Raw genomic sequence first — 18,076 nt, forward strand, 5'->3', positions numbered from 1 at the left:
GCGGAAAAACACGGAGGAAGAAGCCGCATCGTGACCGATGCGGTTAGAATTTAAACCCCGCGCAATTGGGTGGAGGCACCGGTCACGTTGTTAGCGAAATGAGCGGTCACGTTCACCGAAATCCGCATTGGTGCTCGGACGGCTTTGAATTCCGTTGCGAGGACGGCGCCAAACTGAGCGTGACCTTCGCCCTGGACTGCTGCGACCGCGAAGCCATCGGCTGGGTCGCCAGCCCGACCGGGTATAGCGGTGATGATATCCGCGACTTGATGCTGGAAAGCGTGGAGAAGCGCTTCGGTGATCAACTGCCCACCACGCCGGTGCAATGGCTCAGCGATAACGGCTCGGCATACACCGCCGAACAGACGCGCCTGTTTGCTCGGCAGATCGGCTTGCAGCCGGTGACCACTCCAGTACGCAGCCCGCAGAGCAATGGCATGGCGGAGAGCTTCGTGAAGACGATGAAGCGGGATTACGTGGCGCACATGCCCAAGCCGGATCGAGAAACGGCGCTGCGTAACCTGGCAATTGCCTTCGAGCATTACAACGAGCAGCATCCGCACAGCGCCTTGAGCTATCGCTCGCCTAGGGAGTTCAGGCGCTTGGCAGCAGCATCAATTTAACGGGGAGTTGGTGTCCGGTTTTGAAGGGGCAAGTCCATCGAGTTAAAAATAGGCCGGGGCTTATAGGTCTATGCCACCCTACCCTATCTCGCCACGGCTGTTCCGATAGATCATCTACTGTGTGAGTCCAGCAGGCTTGTCTCATCTTTTCCGTTACTCCCCTGCTCCGCACTCACAGAAAAGATGATTTTCCCCCGCGCTTGCTGGACCTACTGGATTAGCTATTTTGTGAACCTACAGATCAGGTCAGCCTGCTAAAAAAAGGCCAACGCTTAGCGTTGGCCTTTTTTATTGCGTAATGATTAGGCGCGATTTTCAAATGCTCCACGTGGAACATAACCAATCTTAGTCAGCGCTGGCCGCAGCAACGCTCTCCAATCTGTAGCCGTACCCATAGATGGTCAACAACTGCCAGCCACGGTCTGCGGTGAGCCCAAGCTTGTTACGCAGCCGGTAGATATGGGTATCCAAGGGCCGTGAAGAAACCATTTCCTCATGGGTCCAGAACCGCTCGTACAGATACTCGCGAGACAGCGGACGCGCCAGGTTGGAAAACAGGCAACTGGCGAGGCGGTATTCACGTTCGGTCAAATTGATCGGTTTGCCAGCGCGGGTTACGGTCAGTTCAGCGTCATCAAAGGTCAGGTCGTTGAAGCTCTGTACTTCATGGGTAGCGGATTTTTGCAGGCCGTGACGACGTAATACGGCGCTGACCCGGGCCTTCAGTTCATTAGGGCGAAAGGGTTTACTGACGTAATCATCTGCCCCGCTGTTGAGTGCCATGACAATATCGCTTTCGGCATCGCGGCTGGTAAGCATGATCACCGCCGGCGGTGACTCCATGTGCTCGCGGGTCCAGCGCAACAAGGCAATGCCGGTGATATCGGGCAATTGCCAGTCGAGTATCAGCAGGTCAAAGGTTTCCCGACGCAGTTGGCGCAGCAGATCCTCACCGCGCTCGAAACAATGCAGGGTCCAGGGCTGTTCCGCAGTGCTGGGGATTTGTCGCAGTGTCTGTTCAACCCGGCGCAATTCAGCGGGCTCGTCATCCAGTATTGCGACACGCATGGGTGGGTCCTTTCTACAAAAAATGCGGCAGCCGGCGGCTTGGTTGAAGCGGCACACCCTGCGCAGATACCGATCTATGAATCTGAATAATTGTGGTCGGATTCAAAGCTCGATGGATCTCTGCGTACGCTGATGTCAAAGCGCCTTTAAGCTGTTGAAAGACCGTGGTCCTATGGACGATACCGGCTCCTGCCCGTAAGGAAAAGGCTCGCCTCCGATCGCCCGCAGGTCAATGCGGTAGGCTTCCATACGAAACACTCTGGAAATATCTTTCCATGAGACAGGAATGAGCTTCAATGGGTTCCAGGACATTGCGCTCGAAGAACAACGCCAGGAAGGAGACGCCGGGGCTTATGACACGTTTAACCATTCACTATCTGCCTCTGTGCACACTTGCTGGGGTCGCTTCGTGATGCTCTGGCGCAAAGCGGAAAAACGCCAACCCACCCAGGCTCAATTGTTGTTCCATGGCCTGATTCGTGAGTGGCTGTGGATTGGTTTGGTGCTGTTGCCCTTCACCGCGTACCTGTCCTTGAGCTCCGGCCTGGCCCTGAATAACCCGTTATACGATAGCCTTCGTCGTCTCACTCCTTTGCCGGTTGACCCCCGGATCCTGCTGGTGACCATTGATGATCAAAGCCTCAAAGATCTCGGCCAATGGCCATGGCCGCGCAGCCTGCACGCTGACCTGATAGATCGCCTCAGTGCGTCTCAGCCTGCAGGCATATTGTTCGATGTGATCTTTAGCGAGCCAAGCGATGCAGTTGATGACCAACGTCTGGCGGATGCAGTGTGCAACGCTGGCAATGTTTTATTGCCGTTGGTAGTGGACGGCACAATGAGTTCCAACCCGCGTGATGAGCAACTATTGCCGTTGCTCAAGTGCGCCAAGGGCGTGGGACACATTAATGTTGAAGCCGACAACGATGGCGTGGTGCGTCGCCTGTACATGCGCGAAGGCCCACCGGGGAGTACCCTCCCCCAGTTGGCGTGGCTGGCCTATACCTTGAGCGGCGAAGCATCGCCCATGCCGGGATTGCCTCAGGAATCGGCCGGCTCGCACTGGCATCGGGAACATGGTGTTCGTGTCCCGTTCACCGCCCATAACACGTTTCCCAGCGTCTCCTATGTCAGCGTGTTGCGCGGCGAGGTGCCGCCCGAATTGCTGCGCGGCCGGCTGATTCTGGTTGGCGCTACCGGGTATGGCATGGGGGATCGCTTTATCACGCCCCTTTCCTCCTCCGTTGGCTCTACGGCAGGCGTTGAAATTCAGGCCAATATCCTCAATGGCTTGCTGCAAGGGCGCAGTATTGTCGACCTCCCCGGTTGGCTTGCGGCATTGATGGCGACCTCGCTGGTGGCGTTGCTGCTGGGCCTTTTGTTATACCGCCCACGCTATGCCCTGTGGATGACCTTGGGGTGCATGGCTGCGGCCTTGCTCGGTTCATGGGCGCTGCTACGCCTGGGCCACTGGTGGTCGCCCGCCGCGTGCCTGATCGGTTTGCTGCTCAGCTACCTGATCTGGAACTGGCGCCGCCTCAGCGTGATCCTCGCCTACTTTGGCTGGGAGTTGGCGCGGTTGGACAACGAACCCAAAGTGCTGCCCGAACGCCGCCGCGCGCCCGCTAGCAAGGGCGATGTATTGCAGGGCCGGATCTTTGCCCTGGAGCAAGCGGTGAGCCGCACACGCGACACCCGCCGCTTTATGGCCGACGGCCTGGAGTGCCTGCCGGTGGCGACGCTGATTACTGACCCGTATGGCACCGTCTTGCTGGCCAACCGCGTGGCCCGTGAGGTGTTCGGCAATGACCTGGTCAGCGGCAATTTGCTCGAACAGCTTGCCGACCTGGGCTATCCGCCGCTGCACAACGGCGTGCGCCCTGCGCTTTCTGCGCTGGAGCTGGTCGAGTTTCGTGACATTCACCAACGCAGCCTGCGCATGGAACTCGCGCCCTTATTGCCGGCTGAAGGTGACTTCGCGCTCGGCTGGTTGCTGAGCCTGACGGACCTGAGCAAGGAACGGGATGCCCAGCAACATCGCGAGACGATGCTGCGCTTCCTGTCCCACGACTTGCGTGCGCCGCATTCGGCGATTCTGGCGTTGCTGGATGTGCACAACGGCGAGTCACCGGTTTTTATCCAGATCGAACAGCAAGTGCGGCGTGCCCTGAGCCTCACTGAATCCTTCGTGCAATTAGCCAAGGCCGAGGCCGACGGCTACCAGTTCCAACCCAGCCTGTTTGCCATGCTGGTGATGGACGCCTTTGATCAAGTGGCGGTGATCGCCCAACTCAAGGGCATTCACTTGGTGCACGATTTGGATGAGGCCGATGAGGGCATGGTTTCCGCCGACCAGTCGCTGCTCACTCGGGCCCTGTTCAACGTGCTGGAGAACGCCATCAAATACTCGCCTGCGGGCACCACCGTGACGTTGAGCCACGGCAGCACACAAGGTTTGCTGGAGTGTCGCATCAGCGATCAGGGGCCCGGCATCGCGCCAGCGGACCTGCCCGAGCTGTTCAACCAATACCGACGCTTTGATTCGGCCCAAGGCAGTGAAGGGCTGGGATTGGGCCTGACCATGGTCAAGGCCGTCATAGAGCGCCATGGCGGACGCATTCTGTGTGAAAGCGAGTTGGGTAAAGGCTCTACCTTCAGCCTGCAGCTGCCCTTGCTGGAAGATTGAAAAAACGTACTTTTCTGCTGTGCATAAAAAACCGGTCACAAGGACCGGTTTTTTAATGCGGAAAAAACTTATGCACGTTTTTCGAGATTTTATGAGCTCTGGAAATATGTAAGTAAATCAGCTTGTTATGAAGCAAAAACAGCCATTCGCCAACAAACCGTACACAGGTTATCCACAGATGCTCAAATCGCCGGTGTGTCCACCACAACCGGCTCCGGCGGCAGCGAACCCATGGCCCGTTGCTGCGCTTCGTTCCACGCCGCAGCACGGTCATTCAACGCAGCAATGGCGCGCGGCCCTTCGCCTTGTGCATACATCGGCTCGCCAATCACAACCGTGATCGTGCCTTCACGTTTAGCCCAACCGGTCTTCGGCCAGAACTTGCCAGCGTTATGCGCAATCGGCAACACGGGCAAGTTGGCGTTGACCGCCAAAGCCGTACCACCGCGCGAGAACTTCCCTACGGTGCCGAAGGGTACCCGCGTACCTTCCGGGAAGATCAGCACCCAAACACCATCCTTGAGCAGCTCATCGCCCTTCTTCGCCACGTGCTTGAGCGCAGCCTTGGGGTTGTCACGGTCGATGGCGATCGGACGCAACATGGCCATGGCCCAGCCGAAAAACGGCACATACAGCAGCTCACGCTTGAGCACTTGGCTCAGGGGTGAAAAGTACGCCGACAGAAAGAATGTCTCCCAGGTGCTCTGGTGGTTCGACAGAATCACGCAAGGCTGGTCCGGGACGTTTTCAGCGCCCTTGATCTCGAAACGAATGCCCAGGAACACCTTGGTCAGCCACAACGCGCAGCGGCACCAATAGACGTTGATAAAGCGATAGCGCGCCTTGAACGGCAGAAAGGGTGCAATAAAAAAGCTCAGGGTGCACCAGAGAAACGAACTGGTGCCCAGCAGCAGGTAAAAGAAAAAGGTTCTGATGGCCTGCAAGATCGACATGGCGGCATTTACCGTTGCGGGACATGGCCCGCCTGCTAAAAGCGCACTCCCGAGCAATCCTTGTTCAGGAAGTCGAGGGTGGCTAGTTGTTAATAAGTTCTGCGGCAACCGCCGCCAGATCGTCAAAAATCAAGGTGCCTACCGGCAGGTTCTTCGCCTGGGTCTTTTCGCCTTTCCCGGTCTTAACCAAAACTGGCTGAGAGTCGACGGCTTTGGCCGCCTCCAGGTCACCGAGGCTGTCCCCGACGAACCATAGCCCAGCCAGGGGCACCTTGTAATGTTCTGCAATAGTTTTCAACATGCCAGGCTTGGGTTTGCGGCAATCGCAGCCCTCGTCCGGCCCGTGGGGGCAGTACACCACCAGCCCCACCTCACCGCCCTGCTCCGCCACCAGCGTGCGCAAGCGCGCGTGCATGGCGTCCAGGGTGGCGATGTCGTAATAGCCGCGGGCAATGCCCGACTGGTTGGTGGCGATGGCCACGGTCCAGCCGGCCTTGCTCAACTGCGCGATGGCCTCGATCGAGCCGGGCAGTGGAATCCACTCCGCTACCGACTTGATGTAAGCGTCGGAGTCGACATTGATCACCCCGTCCCGATCGAGAATCAGCAGTTTCAACATGATCAGCCCAGTACGGAAATGTCAGCGATGTTGATGAACAAGCCGCGCAGACGCGCCAGCATGGCGTAGCGGTTTTTCCGCACGCCGGCATCGTCGGCATTGATCATCACGGCTTCGAAGAACGCATCCACCGGCTCACGCAAGGTGGCCAAGCGCGCCAATGCTTCGGCGTAGTTACGATCGGCCAACAGTGGCTTCACCGCGTTTTCCGCCTTGGCGATCGCCGAGTTCAGCGAGAACTCCTTGGCGTCGGCAAACAGGCCCGGGTCGACTTCGGCATTGCCGAGGTTGTCGGCCTTGCTCAGCAGGTTCGACACACGCTTGTTCACGGCGGCCAGCGCACCGGCTTCCGGCAATTTGCGGAAGGCCTGTACGGCCTGCACGCGTTGGTCGAAGTCCAGCGCCGAGCCCGGTTGCAGGGCACGTACCGACAGGTAGACGGAAACGTCCACGCCTTCGTCTTCGTAACGCGCACGCAGGCGGTCGAACACGAACTCCAGCACTTGCTCGGCCAGGCCGGCTTGCTTGACCTTGCCGCCAAACTGGCCGACAGCGAACACCACGGCCTGGGTCAGGTCGAGGTCGAGCTTCTTGTCGATCAGGATGCGCAGCACGCCCAGCGCGGCACGGCGCAGTGCATACGGGTCTTTGCTGCCGGTAGGCAACATGCCGATACCGAAGATACCGACGAGGGTGTCCAGCTTGTCAGCGATGGCCACGGCCGCACCGGTCAGGGTGCTTGGCAGCTCGGCGCCAGCACCGCGCGGCATGTACTGCTCGTTCAGCGCCAGGGCCACGTCTTGCGGCTCGCCGTCGTTGAGGGCGTAGTAGTAACCGGCAACACCTTGCATCTCAGGGAACTCGCCGACCATCTCGGTGGCCAGGTCGCACTTGGACAGCAAGCCCGCACGCGCAGCCCAGGCAGCGTCACCACCAATGCGCGGCGCAATGTAGGCGGCCAGCTTGGAAACACGCACGGCCTTGTCGTAGACGCTGCCGAGTTTTTCCTGGAACACCACGTTTTGCAGACGCAGGTTGAAGTCTTCGAGCTTCTGCTTCTTGTCTTGCTTGAAGAAGAACTCGGCGTCAGTCAGGCGCGGGCGAACGACTTTCTCGTTACCTTCGATGATCTGTTGCGGGTCCTTGCTCTCGATGTTGGCCACGGTGATAAAGCGCGGCAGCAACTTGCCTTCCACGTCCAGCAGGCAGAAATACTTCTGGTTGTCCTGCATGGTGGTGATCAAGGCTTCTTGCGGCACGTCGAGGAAACGTTCTTCGAACGAGCACACCAGCGGCACTGGCCATTCAACCAAAGCGGTCACTTCGTCGAGCAGGCTTGGCGGCACGATGGCGGTGCCTTCCTGCAGGCGGGCCAGCTCTTCGGTGCGCTTGCTGATCAGCTCGCGACGCTCATTGGCATCGGCCAGTACGTAAGCGGCACGCAGGTCAGCGGCATAGTTGGCCGGCGACGTAATACGCACCGCTTGCGGATGGTGGAAGCGGTGACCACGCGAATCGCGGCCAGCCGTCTGGGCGAGGATGGTGCAATCGATGACCCGGTCACCGAGCAGCATCACCAGCCATTGGGTCGGGCGTACGAATTCTTCTTTGCGCGCACCCCAGCGCATGCGCTTGGGAATCGGCAGGTCGTTCAGGGAATCTTCAACGATGGTCGGCAACAGGCTCGCGGTCGGCTTGCCGGTGATGACCTGGCTGAAGCGCAGCTTCGGGCCGCTCTGGTCGATCTCGCTGAGCTCGACGCCACACTTTTTGGCAAAACCGAGGGCGGCTTGAGTCGGGTTACCTTCAGCGTCGAAAGCAGCCTGACGCGGCGGGCCGTCGAGGTTGATGCTGCGGTCCGGCTGCTGGGTTTCCAGCGCGGTGAGCAACACAGCCAGGCGACGTGGCGCGGCGTAGACTTTTTTTGCGGCGAATTTCAGGCCGGCGGTTTGCAGGCCTTTTTCGATGCCGGCCAGGAATGCATCGGCCAGCGTGTTGAGCGCCTTGGGTGGCAGTTCTTCGGTGCCCAGTTCAACCAGGAAATCTTGAGCACTCATTGTGCAGCCTCCAGCTTAGCCAACACTTCATCACGCAGGTCCGGGGTCGCCATCGGGAAGCCCAGCTTGGCGCGAGCCAGCAGGTAGGCTTGGGCGACGGAACGCGCCAGGGTGCGTACACGCAGGATGTATTGCTGGCGCGCGGTTACCGAGATGGCACGACGGGCATCCAGCAGGTTGAAGGTGTGGGACGCCTTCAAGACCATTTCATAGCTCGGCAACGGCAGCGGCTGGTCGAGCTCGATCAGGCGCTTGGCTTCGCTTTCGTAGAAGTCGAACAGTTCGAACAGCTTCTCGACGTTGGCGTGTTCGAAGTTGTATGTGGACTGCTCCACTTCGTTCTGGTGGAACACGTCGCCGTAGGTCACTTTGCCGAACGGGCCGTCAGCCCATACCAGGTCGTAGACCGAGTCGACGCCTTGCAGGTACATGGCCAGACGCTCAAGGCCGTAGGTGATTTCGCCGGTCACCGGGTAGCACTCGATGCCGCCCGCTTGCTGGAAGTAGGTGAACTGCGTGACTTCCATGCCGTTGAGCCAGACTTCCCAGCCCAGGCCCCAGGCGCCCAGGGTCGGCGATTCCCAGTTGTCTTCGACGAATCGAATGTCATGCACCAGCGGGTCCAGGCCGACATGTTTCAGCGAGCCCAGGTACAGCTCCTGGAAGTTGTCCGGGTTTGGCTTCAGTACCACCTGGAACTGGTAGTAGTGCTGCAGGCGGTTCGGGTTTTCGCCGTAGCGGCCGTCAGTCGGGCGACGACTGGGCTGCACATAAGCGGCGTTCCAGGTTTCCGGGCCGATGGCCCGCAGGAATGTAGCGGTATGGAAAGTGCCGGCGCCTACTTCCATATCGTAGGGCTGAAGTACCACACAACCTTGCTCGGCCCAGTATTGCTGGAGGGCGAGGATCAAGTCTTGGAAGGTACGCACGGCTGGCGTAGGCTGGCTCACGAAATTCACCTGTTACTTGGGCTGCGATTTAAAGAGCGGGAGTATACCCGATTCGGCCGCGCCACCATCCCCTGGAGCCTTATGCCACGCTGCTTTTGGTGTTCTGAAGATCCGCTGTACATGGCATATCACGATCAGGAGTGGGGAACGCCGCTGCGCGATGCGCAGGGCTTGTTCGAGTTGCTTTTACTCGAAGGGTTCCAGGCGGGCCTGTCGTGGATCACCGTTTTACGCAAACGCGAGCATTACCGGAAGGTCTTGTTCGGGTTTGATCCGCACCGTTTGGTCACGCTGAGCGATGACGAAATCGAGGCGCTGATGCTCGACCCAGGCATCGTGCGCAACCGCCTGAAGCTCAACGCCACCCGCCGTAATGCCGCCGCCTGGCTGGCGCTGGAAGACCCGGTTGGCTTGCTCTGGTCGTTTGTCGGCGGCGTGCCCAAGGTCAATCATTTCAGGGAGCGCAGCGAAGTCCCGGCGATTACGCCAGAGGCCGAAGCCATGAGCAAAGCCCTGAAAAAAGCCGGCTTCACCTTTGTCGGCCCGACCATTTGCGACGCGTTCATGCAGGCTTCCGGCATGGTCATGGACCACACCCAGGACTGCGACCGTTACGCGGACCTGGCCAACGCCGGTTAGAATGCCCGCTTTGCGCACCACACACGATCAGGAGTGACCTGTGGAAAAGTTTAAAGGCGCCTTGCTGGTAGGCGCTCTCCGGTTGTTTGCCCTGTTGCCTTGGCGTGCCGTTCAGGCCGTCGGCACGGCGATTGGCTGGCTCATGTGGAAAACCCCCAACCGCTCGCGCGACACCGTGCGGATCAACCTGTCCAAATGTTTCCCCGACATGGACCCGGCCGCACGCGAGCGCCTGGTTGGCCAGAGCCTGATGGACATCGGCAAGTCCCTGACCGAAAGCGCCTGCGCCTGGATCTGGCCGGCCCAGCGTTCGATTGACTTGGTGCGTGAAGTCGAAGGCCTGGAAGTGCTGCAGGAAGCCTTGGCCTCGGGCAAAGGCGTGGTGGGTATCACCAGCCACCTGGGCAACTGGGAAGTGCTGAACCACTTCTATTGCAGCCAGTGCAAACCGATCATTTTCTACCGGCCGCCAAAGCTCAAGGCCGTGGATGACTTGCTGCGCAAGCAACGCGTGCAATTGGGCAACCGCGTGGCGGCGTCGACCAAGGAAGGCATTCTGAGTGTGATCAAGGAAGTGCGCAAAGGCGGCCAAGTGGGCATTCCGGCTGACCCGGAGCCGGCCGAATCCGCCGGGATCTTCGTGCCGTTTTTCGCCACCCAGGCGCTGACCAGCAAGTTCGTGCCGAACATGCTCGCGGGCCACAAGGCCGTCGGCGTGTTCCTGCATGCCCTGCGGCTGCCGGACGGTTCGGGTTACAAAGTGATCCTGGAAGCGGCGCCGGAAGACATGTACAGCACCGACACCGCCACGTCCTGCGCGGCGATGAGCAAGGTGGTGGAGCGGTATGTCGGGGCTTACCCGAGCCAATACATGTGGAGCATGAAGCGCTTCAAGAAACGCCCGCCGGGTGAAGCGCGGTGGTATTGATTCACCGCCGAATTCAAGATCACTAAAGATCTAATGTGGGAGCTGGCTTGCCTGCGATGCAGGCAACTCGGTCGTTCAGTCACACCGAGGTGATGCAATCGCAGGCAAGCCAGCTCCCACAGGGGTTCGGCTCAGGGCTGGCGGTCGAGTTTCTTCACGAACACCGTCATCTCTTTCTCGGCCTGTTTGTCGCCGTGCGCCTGGGCCGCTTCGATGCCCTTCTCCCACGCCAGCCGTGCTGCAGCGCTATCTCCCAACCCCGCCTGCGCCTTGCCCAACAGTTTCCACGCCGCCGAATACTTGGGGTCAAACTCGACGCACTTCTGCAAATGCTCCACCGCCTTGGCGTTGTCCTTCACATCCAGATAACCCTTGCCCAAACCGAAGCGCAGCAGTGAGTTATCCACACCTTTGGCGAGCATTTTTTCCAGGGATTCGAGCATGGCGCGGGTCCTTTAGTCAGGTAGGATTTGCAACATCGCCACCGCGGGCAACCCCGCTTCCACAGGGGGAAGGCGATCAACTGTGCGAGCGGGCTTGCCCGCGATGACGGTGGCCGGCTCAGCCGATTTTAATCAGAAAAAGCTCAACCCCACGTGGAACAACTTCTCCACATCGCGGATATGTTTTTTATCCACCAGGAACAAGATTACGTGATCACCCGTGGCGATCACCGTGTCGTCGTGGGCGATGATCACCTCTTCATCGCGAATGATCGCGCCGATGGTGGTGCCCGGCGGCAGGCCGATGTCGCGGATGGCCTTGCCGATCACCTTGCTCGACTTCGAGTCACCGTGGGCAATCGCCTCGATGGCCTCCGCCGCGCCCCGGCGCAGGGAATGCACGCTGACGATATCGCCACGGCGCACGTGGGCGAGCAAGGTGCCGATGGTCGCCAGCTGCGGGCTGATGGCGATGTCGATATCGCCGCCCTGGATCAGGTCGACATAGGCCGGGTTGTTGATGATGGTCATCACCTTTTTCGCCCCCAGCCGCTTGGCCAGCAACGAAGACATGATGTTGGCTTCGTCATCGTTGGTCAGGGCCAGGAAGATATCGGCGTCGGCGATGTTCTCTTCCATCAGCAAGTCGCGGTCCGAGGCACTGCCTTGCAGTACGACCGTGCTGTCGAGCGTGTCGGACAAATGCCGGCAACGTGCCGGATTCATCTCGATGATCTTCACCTGGTAGCGGCTCTCGATGGCTTCGGCCAAGCGCTCACCAATCTGCCCACCACCGGCGATGACAATGCGCTTATAGGTTTCATCCAGCCGGCGCATTTCGCTCATGACCGCACGAATATTATCTTTGGCGGCGATGAAAAAAACTTCGTCGTCGGCCTCGATCACCGTGTCGCCCTGGGGCAGGATCGGCCGGTCGCGGCGGAAAATCGCAGCCACACGGGTTTCCACGTTGGGCATGTGCTCACGCAGCTGGCGCAGTTGCTGGCCCACCAATGGCCCGCCGTAGTAAGCCTTGACCGCCACCAATTGCGCCTTGCCTTCGGCGAAGTCGATCACCTGCAGGGCACCCGGAATCTCGATCAAGCGCTTGATGTAGTGAGTTACCACCTGCTCCGGGCTGATCAACACGTCCACCGGAATCGCATCGTTGTCGAAAAGCCCTGCACGGGTCAGGTAAGCCGCCTCACGTACCCGGGCGATTTTGGTCGGCGTGTGGAACAGGGTGTGGGCGACCTGGCAGGCGACCATGTTGGTCTCGTCACTGTTGGTCACCGCCACGAGCATGTCGGCATCGTCCGCGCCGGCTTGGCGCAGCACGGTCGGGAACGACGCGCGGCCTTGCACGGTGCGGATGTCCAGGCGGTCGCCGAGGTTGCGCAGGCGCTCGGCGTCGGTGTCGACCACCGTGATGTCGTTGGCTTCGCCGGCCAGATGTTCGGCCAGCGTGCCGCCGACTTGCCCTGCGCCAAGGATGATGATTTTCATCCGTTCACTCCCTTAAAACCATTCAGCCGCGCGCGGCGGCAATCTTGATCAGTTTGGCGTAGTAGAAGCCATCGTGTCCGCCTTCCTGCGCAAGCAATTGGCGGCCGTGGGGCTGCTTGATGCCGGCCGCGGTGGCGAGGTCCAGTTCGCGCGCGCCGCTGGTGCGGGCGAGGAAGGCTTCGATCACCTCGGTATTCTCGGTGGGCAAGGTCGAGCACGTGGCGTAGAGCAGGATGCCGCCGACTTCCAGGGTTGGCCACAGGGCGTCGAGCAGTTCGCCTTGCAGCACGGCCAGCGCGGCGATGTCGTCGGGTTGGCGGGTCAGCTTGATGTCCGGGTGGCGGCGGATCACGCCGGTGGCCGAGCACGGCGCGTCCAGCAGGATGCGCTGGAACGGTTTGCCGTCCCACCAAGTGGCGGTGTCGCGGCCATCGGCGGCGATCAGCTCGGCACTCAAGCCCAGGCGTGCGAGGTTTTCGCGCACGCGCACCAGGCGCTTGGCCTCCAGGTCGACAGCGACCACACCGGCGAGGTCTTTTTCCACCTCCAGGATGTGACACGTCTTGCCGCCGGGGGCGCAGCAGGCGTCGAGCACCCGTTGGCCGGGCGCCAGGTCGAGCAGGTCGGCGGCCAATTGCGCCGCTTCGTCCTGCACGCTGATCCAGCCTTCGGCAAAGCCCGGCAGGCTGCGCACGTCGGCGGCCGCTTCGAGCACGATGCCGTCGATGCTGTACACGCACGGCGTGGCGTTGATGCCGGCGTCAGCCAGCAGTTGCAGGTAGGCGTCGCGGCTGTGATGGCGACGGTTAAGGCGCAGGATCATTGGCGGGTGTGCATTGTTGGCGGCGCAAATGGCTTCCCATTGCTCAGGCCAGAAGGCTTTGAGGGATTTTTGCAGCCAGCGCGGGTGCGCAGTGCGCACCACCGGGTCATGCTCCAGCTCGGCCAGCAGCGCTTCGCTCTCACGTTGCGCGCGGCGCAGCACGGCATTGAGCAGGGCTTTGGCCCAGGGCTTTTTCAGTTTGTCGGCACAACCGACGGTTTCACCGATGGCGGCGTGGGGCGGCACGCGGGTGTAGAGCAACTGATAGAGGCCGACCAGCAGCAGCGCCTCCACATCGGCATCGGCAGCCTTGAACGGCTTCTGCAGCAGCTTGGCCGCCAGCGCCGACAAACGAGGCTGCCAGCGGGCGGTGCCGAAGGCCAGGTCCTGGGTGAAACCGCGATCACGGTCTTCGACCTTGTCCATCTGGGTAGGCAACGAACTGTTCAGCGAAGCCTTGCCGTTGAGTACGGCGGCGAGTGCCTTGGCGGCGGCCAGACGCGGGTTCATTGCGCAGCCACCCCAAGGACGGTGCCCATGGCAAATTTCTCACGACGGCTGTTGAACAAATCGCTGAAATTAAGCGCTTTGCCACCGGGCAATTGCAGACGCGTCAGGCACAGCGCCTGCTCACCGCAAGCGACCAGAAGGCCCTCCTTGCTGGCGCCGATGATCTCGCCGGGTGCGCCTTTGCCGTCAGCCAGGGTCGCGGCCAACACCTTCAAGGCTTCGCCGTTGAGCGTGCTGTGGCAGATCGGCCACGGGTTGAAGGCGCGCACCAGGCGCTCCAGCTCAACGGCCGGGCGGCTCCAGTCGATGCGTGCTTCGTCTTTGTTCAGTTTGTGCGCGTAGGTGGCCAGGCTGTCGTCCTGCACGTCGCCGTCGAGGGTGCCGGCCGCCAGGCCCGCGATGGCCTCGATCACGGCAGGCGGGCCCAGCTCGGCAAGGCGGTCGTGCAGGCTGCCGCCAGTGTCTTGGGCGGTGATCGGCGTGGTGACCTTGAGCAGCATCGGGCCGGTGTCCAGGCCCGCCTCCATGCGCATCACGGTCACGCCGCTCTCGCTGTCACCGGCTTCGACGGCGCGCTGGATTGGCGCCGCACCGCGCCAGCGTGGCAGCAGCGAGGCGTGGCTGTTGATGCAGCCCAGGCGCGGAATATCCAGCACCGCCTGCGGCAGGATCAAGCCGTAAGCCACCACCACCAGCAGGTCTGGTTTCAACCCGGCCATTTCGGCTTGGGCCTCGGCGTTGCGCAGGGTCGGCGGTTGCAGCACGGGAATGTTGTGCTCCAGGGCCAATTGCTTGACCGGGCTCGGCATCAGTTTTTGCCCGCGACCGGCCGGGCGATCCGGCTGGGTGTACACCGCGACGATGTCATGAGGGCTGGCGAGCAGCGCCTTGAGGTGTTCGGCGGCAAATTCGGGTGTACCGGCAAAAACAATGCGCAGTGGCTCGGTCATGGGAGGTCTCGGTTAAAAACAGTCACAAAAGAAAAAGGCTTGCCGCAGCAAGCCTTTGGAAGAAGGGCATCAAGCTTGCTGGCGATGCTTTTTTTCCAGCTTCTTCTTGATCCTGTCGCGTTTAAGCGTGGACAGGTAATCGACAAACAGCTTGCCGTTGAGGTGGTCGCATTCGTGCTGGATGCACACCGCCAACAGGCCCTCGGCGATCAGCTCGTAGGGCTTGCCGTCACGGTCCAGCGCCTTGATCTTCACGCGCAGCGGGCGTTCGACGTTCTCATAGAACTCCGGCACCGACAGGCAGCCTTCCTGGTATTCGCCCATCTCTTCGGTCAGCGGTTCGAACTCGGGGTTGATAAACACCCGCGGCTCGCTGCGATCTTCCGACAGGTCCATGACCACGACACGCTGATGCACGTTGACCTGGGTGGCGGCGAGGCCGATGCCCGGGGCTTCATACATTGTTTCAAACATGTCATCGACCAACTGACGAACCTTGTCGTCCACTACGGCCACCGGTTTGGCGAGCGTGCGCAGGCGCGAGTCGGGAAATTCGAGGATGTTCAAAATAGCCATAAGCGTAATTGCTGCACATGTGAGGTAGAGGCAAATCGGCGTTGGGATGGACCCACACAGCCGGTGTGAAACGCCCCAAAGCCGCGAAGGCTCTGGCATTTCACGCGAACGCACATAATAAAGGAGATTCACCCCATGAGGAAATCGCTACTCGTCTTGCTGCTGTGGGCCCCGTTTGCCGTGGCCCTGCTTCCCCAGCCCGGACAGCGTCTGGATCAACCGTCACAGCAGGCCATCCAGCGTTTTTTACTGCACAACCGCATTCTTGATAATCCACAGGATCTGGACCGCGCGCTCTACATTGTTTCGGCAGAGGCGGGACGTGTGCTCGGCGCCCATGGCGACCGCGTGCACGCCCGGGGCAACCTCGACTCGGCCCAGCCCAGCTACGGAATCTTCCGCCGGGGCAAGACTTACACCGACCCTCACACTCAGGAATTGCTGGGCATCAATGCCGATGACATCGGCACCGCGCGCTTTGTCATGGCCGGTGACCTCACCACCCTGGCGGTGCAGCGGGTGACTCAGGAAGTACGCCCCGGTGACCGTCTGCTGCGTGCTGAAACGTCCACCGCACTTTCAAGGCTGGAGGCTTCGGCGCGCGCGCCGGTGATCGAAGGGCACATCATCGACATCCCCAGGGGCGTAACTCAAATCGGCGTGCTGGACGCCGTGACCTTGAATAAAGGCCGCCGTGACGGCCTGGTCGAAGGCCAATTGCTGACCGTGATCAAGACCGGCGCAATGGTGCGAGACCAACTGACCGGTGCCCAAACCCAACTCCCCGATGAGCGCGCCGGCACCCTGCTGGTGTTTCGAACCTATGAAAAGCTCAGTTATGGCCTGGTGCTCAGCGCCTCACGTTCACTGGCGGTGATGGACCGTTTCGAGACTGCGCGTCAAACGCAATAAATAGCCTGCTAAATAAGTTACCAACAGAGTTATCCACAGCTTGTTCCGGTCAAGGATGATCAGATGTATCCGATAAACAGTAACGAAATTTCTCCGTCAGAACTGGAAGCTCGACTACGCTTGCACAGGCTGCCGGAACTGGGTCCCAAGCGTTTCAGCCGGTTGATTGAAGCGTTCGGCTCTGCCTCAAAGGCTATCAGTGCGCCTGCCAGTGCCTGGCGGTCCCTTGGCTTGCCGGCCATCTGTGCCGACGCGCGGCGCAGCCCGCAAGTTCGTGATGGAGCCAGTGCTGCGTTAGCCTGGTTGGAGCGCCCGGCCCAGCATTTGCTGATGTGGGACCAACTTGAGTACCCGGCACTGCTTGCCCAGATCGACGATGCCCCACCGTTATTATTCGTCGCCGGCGACCCCGCGATTCTGGAAAAACCGCAACTGGCCATGGTCGGCAGCCGCCGTGCTTCCCGCCCCGGCATGGACACCGCTGCGGCCTTTTCCCGCAGCCTGGCGAGCGCCGGTTTTGTCATCACCAGCGGTCTGGCATTGGGCATCGACGGCGCGGCGCATCAAGCCGCTTTGGATGTCGGCGGGCAGACAATCGGCGTGCTCGGCACCGGCCTCGAAAACTTTTATCCACAGCGCCACAAAAAGCTCGCGGAGGCGATGATTGCCCAGGGCAGCGCGGTAGTGTCTGAGTTTCCGCTGGACGCCGCGCCGCAGCCCGGCAACTTCCCTCGGCGCAACCGGATCATCAGTGGCTTGTCCCTTGGCGTGCTGGTGGTGGAAGCCGGTGTGGCCAGCGGTTCGCTGATCACGGCGCGGCTGGCGGCTGAACAAGGACGCGAGGTATATGCGATTCCGGGCTCCATTCACCACCCGGCTGCCAAGGGCTGCCACCAGTTGATCCGCGACGGCGCGACACTGGTGGAAACCATCGAGCACATTCTCGAAGGCCTGCGCGGTTGGCAGGCGCTGTCGCGTCCGGCGCCGATGCCGGTTACCCATCCGCTGGTGGCACTGCTACATGCAGCGCCGCACACCAGCGAAGCGTTGGCGATCGCCAGCGGGCGGCCGTTGTCGCAGGTGCTGGCGACCTTGACGGAGCTCGAACTTGAAGGCCAGGTGATCTGCGAAAGTGGGCGCTGGCGTGGGCGCTGCCAGCTGTTGTAGCCGGGTTTGGCACTGGGTTTTGTGCAGAAGATCGGTAAACTGCGCAGAGCTTTAGTTCGGAGAGTGAGTAATGGTCAACAGGTGGCGTGTGCTGGAAGCCGCACGAGAAATTCGCGCTGGCGCGGTGATTGCTTATCCGACCGAAGCGGTCTGGGGCCTGGGCTGCGACCCGTGGAATGAAGACGCGGTGGACCGGCTGCTGGCGATCAAGAATCGCTCGGTGGATAAGGGCCTGATTCTGGTGGCGGACAACATCCGTCAGTTCGACTTCCTGTTCGAAGACTTCCCGGACACCTGGATCGAGCGCATGGCCAGCACCTGGCCGGGCCCGAACACCTGGCTGGTGCCACATCAGGGCTTGCTGCCTGAATGGGTGACCGGTGTGCATGATACGGTGGCCTTGCGGGTCAGCGATCATCCGCTGGTGCGGGACTTGTGCTCGTTAGTGGGGCCGCTGATTTCCACCTCGGCCAACCCGCAAGGGCGTCCTTCCGCGCGCACGCGGCTTCGCGTGGAGCAGTATTTCCGCGGCCAGGTTGATTTGGTGTTGGGTGGCGCCTTGGGTGGGCGCAAGAATCCGAGCCTGATTCGGGACTTGGCGACGGGCGAGGTGGTGCGGCCCTCCTGAGACCGAGGCGAGGCCTTCGCGAGCAAGCCCGCTCCCAC

At 60.9% G+C, this 18,076-nt stretch carries 16 protein-coding genes and 1 pseudogene; 7 read left to right on the forward strand and 10 right to left on the reverse strand.

Translation table 11 applies throughout. From position 1 onward, the window contains the following. Window positions 1-119: 119 nt before the first annotated feature. Window positions 120-623: pseudogene (locus tag WBB95_RS07470) on the forward strand (DDE-type integrase/transposase/recombinase); the annotation flags it as partial. A gap of 345 nt (window positions 624-968) precedes the next feature. Here WBB95_RS07470 and WBB95_RS07475 read toward each other — a convergent pair. Beyond that, window positions 969-1,691 carry a response regulator transcription factor gene (locus WBB95_RS07475; protein WP_424486984.1) on the reverse strand — a complete coding sequence of 241 codons (723 nt, stop codon included), beginning with the start codon at window positions 1,689-1,691 and terminating at the stop codon, window positions 969-971. 409 nt (window positions 1,692-2,100) lie between these two features. On the opposite strand from WBB95_RS07475, the gene WBB95_RS07480 reads away from it, so the two are divergent. Further along, window positions 2,101-4,377 carry a CHASE2 domain-containing protein gene (locus WBB95_RS07480; RefSeq protein ID WP_424486997.1) on the forward strand — a complete coding sequence of 759 codons (2,277 nt, stop codon included), beginning with the start codon at window positions 2,101-2,103 and terminating at the stop codon, window positions 4,375-4,377. 182 nt (window positions 4,378-4,559) lie between these two features. Here WBB95_RS07480 and WBB95_RS07485 read toward each other — a convergent pair whose 3' ends face one another. From WBB95_RS07485 to glyQ, 4 genes are all read right to left on the reverse strand, one after another. Next, complete coding sequence (locus WBB95_RS07485) at window positions 4,560-5,330, reverse strand: lysophospholipid acyltransferase family protein (RefSeq protein ID WP_424486985.1); 771 nt, start codon at window positions 5,328-5,330, stop codon at window positions 4,560-4,562. A gap of 82 nt (window positions 5,331-5,412) precedes the next feature. Continuing rightward, a complete protein-coding gene (gene gmhB, locus WBB95_RS07490; RefSeq protein WP_424486998.1) occupies window positions 5,413-5,952 on the reverse strand; it encodes a D-glycero-beta-D-manno-heptose 1,7-bisphosphate 7-phosphatase in 540 nt (179 codons plus the stop codon). Beyond that, window positions 5,952-8,006 carry a glycine--tRNA ligase subunit beta gene (gene glyS, locus WBB95_RS07495; RefSeq protein WP_424486986.1) on the reverse strand — a complete coding sequence of 685 codons (2,055 nt, stop codon included), beginning with the start codon at window positions 8,004-8,006 and terminating at the stop codon, window positions 5,952-5,954. The genes gmhB and glyS overlap by 1 nt, the downstream gene beginning before the upstream one ends. Then, a complete protein-coding gene (gene glyQ, locus WBB95_RS07500; protein WP_003213601.1) occupies window positions 8,003-8,956 on the reverse strand; it encodes a glycine--tRNA ligase subunit alpha in 954 nt (317 codons plus the stop codon). Before glyQ ends, glyS begins: the two co-directional genes overlap by 4 nt. Before the next feature lie 81 nt (window positions 8,957-9,037). On the opposite strand from glyQ, the gene WBB95_RS07505 reads away from it, so the two are divergent. Continuing rightward, the gene (locus WBB95_RS07505; RefSeq protein ID WP_424486987.1) at window positions 9,038-9,595 is read left to right on the forward strand and encodes a DNA-3-methyladenine glycosylase I; all 558 of its coding nucleotides are present in this window, start codon (window positions 9,038-9,040) and stop codon (window positions 9,593-9,595) included. A 40-nt stretch (window positions 9,596-9,635) separates the two neighbouring features. Further along, window positions 9,636-10,523, forward strand: coding sequence for a lysophospholipid acyltransferase (locus WBB95_RS07510; protein ID WP_424486988.1), 888 nt, complete (start codon window positions 9,636-9,638; stop codon window positions 10,521-10,523). Window positions 10,524-10,654: 131 nt separating this feature from the next. Here WBB95_RS07510 and WBB95_RS07515 read toward each other — a convergent pair whose 3' ends face one another. The 5 genes from WBB95_RS07515 to def all read right to left on the reverse strand — a co-directional run bounded on the left by WBB95_RS07515 (window position 10,655) and on the right by def (window position 15,331). Next, entirely contained in the window at window positions 10,655-10,966 is a 312-nt protein-coding gene (locus WBB95_RS07515) for a hypothetical protein (RefSeq protein WP_424486989.1), read from the reverse strand. A gap of 132 nt (window positions 10,967-11,098) precedes the next feature. Beyond that, complete coding sequence (trkA, locus tag WBB95_RS07520) at window positions 11,099-12,472, reverse strand: Trk system potassium transporter TrkA (protein ID WP_424486990.1); 1,374 nt, start codon at window positions 12,470-12,472, stop codon at window positions 11,099-11,101. A 22-nt stretch (window positions 12,473-12,494) separates the two neighbouring features. Then, window positions 12,495-13,805 carry a 16S rRNA (cytosine(967)-C(5))-methyltransferase RsmB gene (gene rsmB, locus WBB95_RS07525; RefSeq protein WP_424486991.1) on the reverse strand — a complete coding sequence of 437 codons (1,311 nt, stop codon included), beginning with the start codon at window positions 13,803-13,805 and terminating at the stop codon, window positions 12,495-12,497. Continuing rightward, the gene (fmt, locus tag WBB95_RS07530; RefSeq protein WP_424486992.1) at window positions 13,802-14,755 is read right to left on the reverse strand and encodes a methionyl-tRNA formyltransferase; all 954 of its coding nucleotides are present in this window, start codon (window positions 14,753-14,755) and stop codon (window positions 13,802-13,804) included. Before fmt ends, rsmB begins: the two co-directional genes overlap by 4 nt. A gap of 69 nt (window positions 14,756-14,824) precedes the next feature. Next, window positions 14,825-15,331 carry a peptide deformylase gene (gene def / locus WBB95_RS07535; protein WP_424486993.1) on the reverse strand — a complete coding sequence of 169 codons (507 nt, stop codon included), beginning with the start codon at window positions 15,329-15,331 and terminating at the stop codon, window positions 14,825-14,827. A 135-nt stretch (window positions 15,332-15,466) separates the two neighbouring features. Here def and WBB95_RS07540 point away from each other — a divergent pair, with 135 nt between their 5' ends. The 3 genes from WBB95_RS07540 (at window position 15,467) to WBB95_RS07550 (ending at window position 18,038) form a co-directional block, all read left to right on the forward strand. Further along, on the forward strand, window positions 15,467-16,243 hold the full coding sequence (locus WBB95_RS07540; protein ID WP_424486994.1) for a peptidoglycan-binding protein: 777 nt from the start codon (window positions 15,467-15,469) through the stop codon (window positions 16,241-16,243). 63 nt (window positions 16,244-16,306) lie between these two features. Then, on the forward strand, window positions 16,307-17,410 hold the full coding sequence (gene dprA / locus WBB95_RS07545) for a DNA-processing protein DprA (RefSeq protein WP_424486995.1): 1,104 nt from the start codon (window positions 16,307-16,309) through the stop codon (window positions 17,408-17,410). A 70-nt stretch (window positions 17,411-17,480) separates the two neighbouring features. Then, entirely contained in the window at window positions 17,481-18,038 is a 558-nt protein-coding gene (locus WBB95_RS07550; RefSeq protein WP_424486996.1) for an L-threonylcarbamoyladenylate synthase, read from the forward strand. Window positions 18,039-18,076: the final 38 nt, after the last annotated feature.

The organism is Pseudomonas sp., assembly GCF_049645325.1.
Taxonomy (GTDB): domain Bacteria; phylum Pseudomonadota; class Gammaproteobacteria; order Pseudomonadales; family Pseudomonadaceae; genus Aquipseudomonas.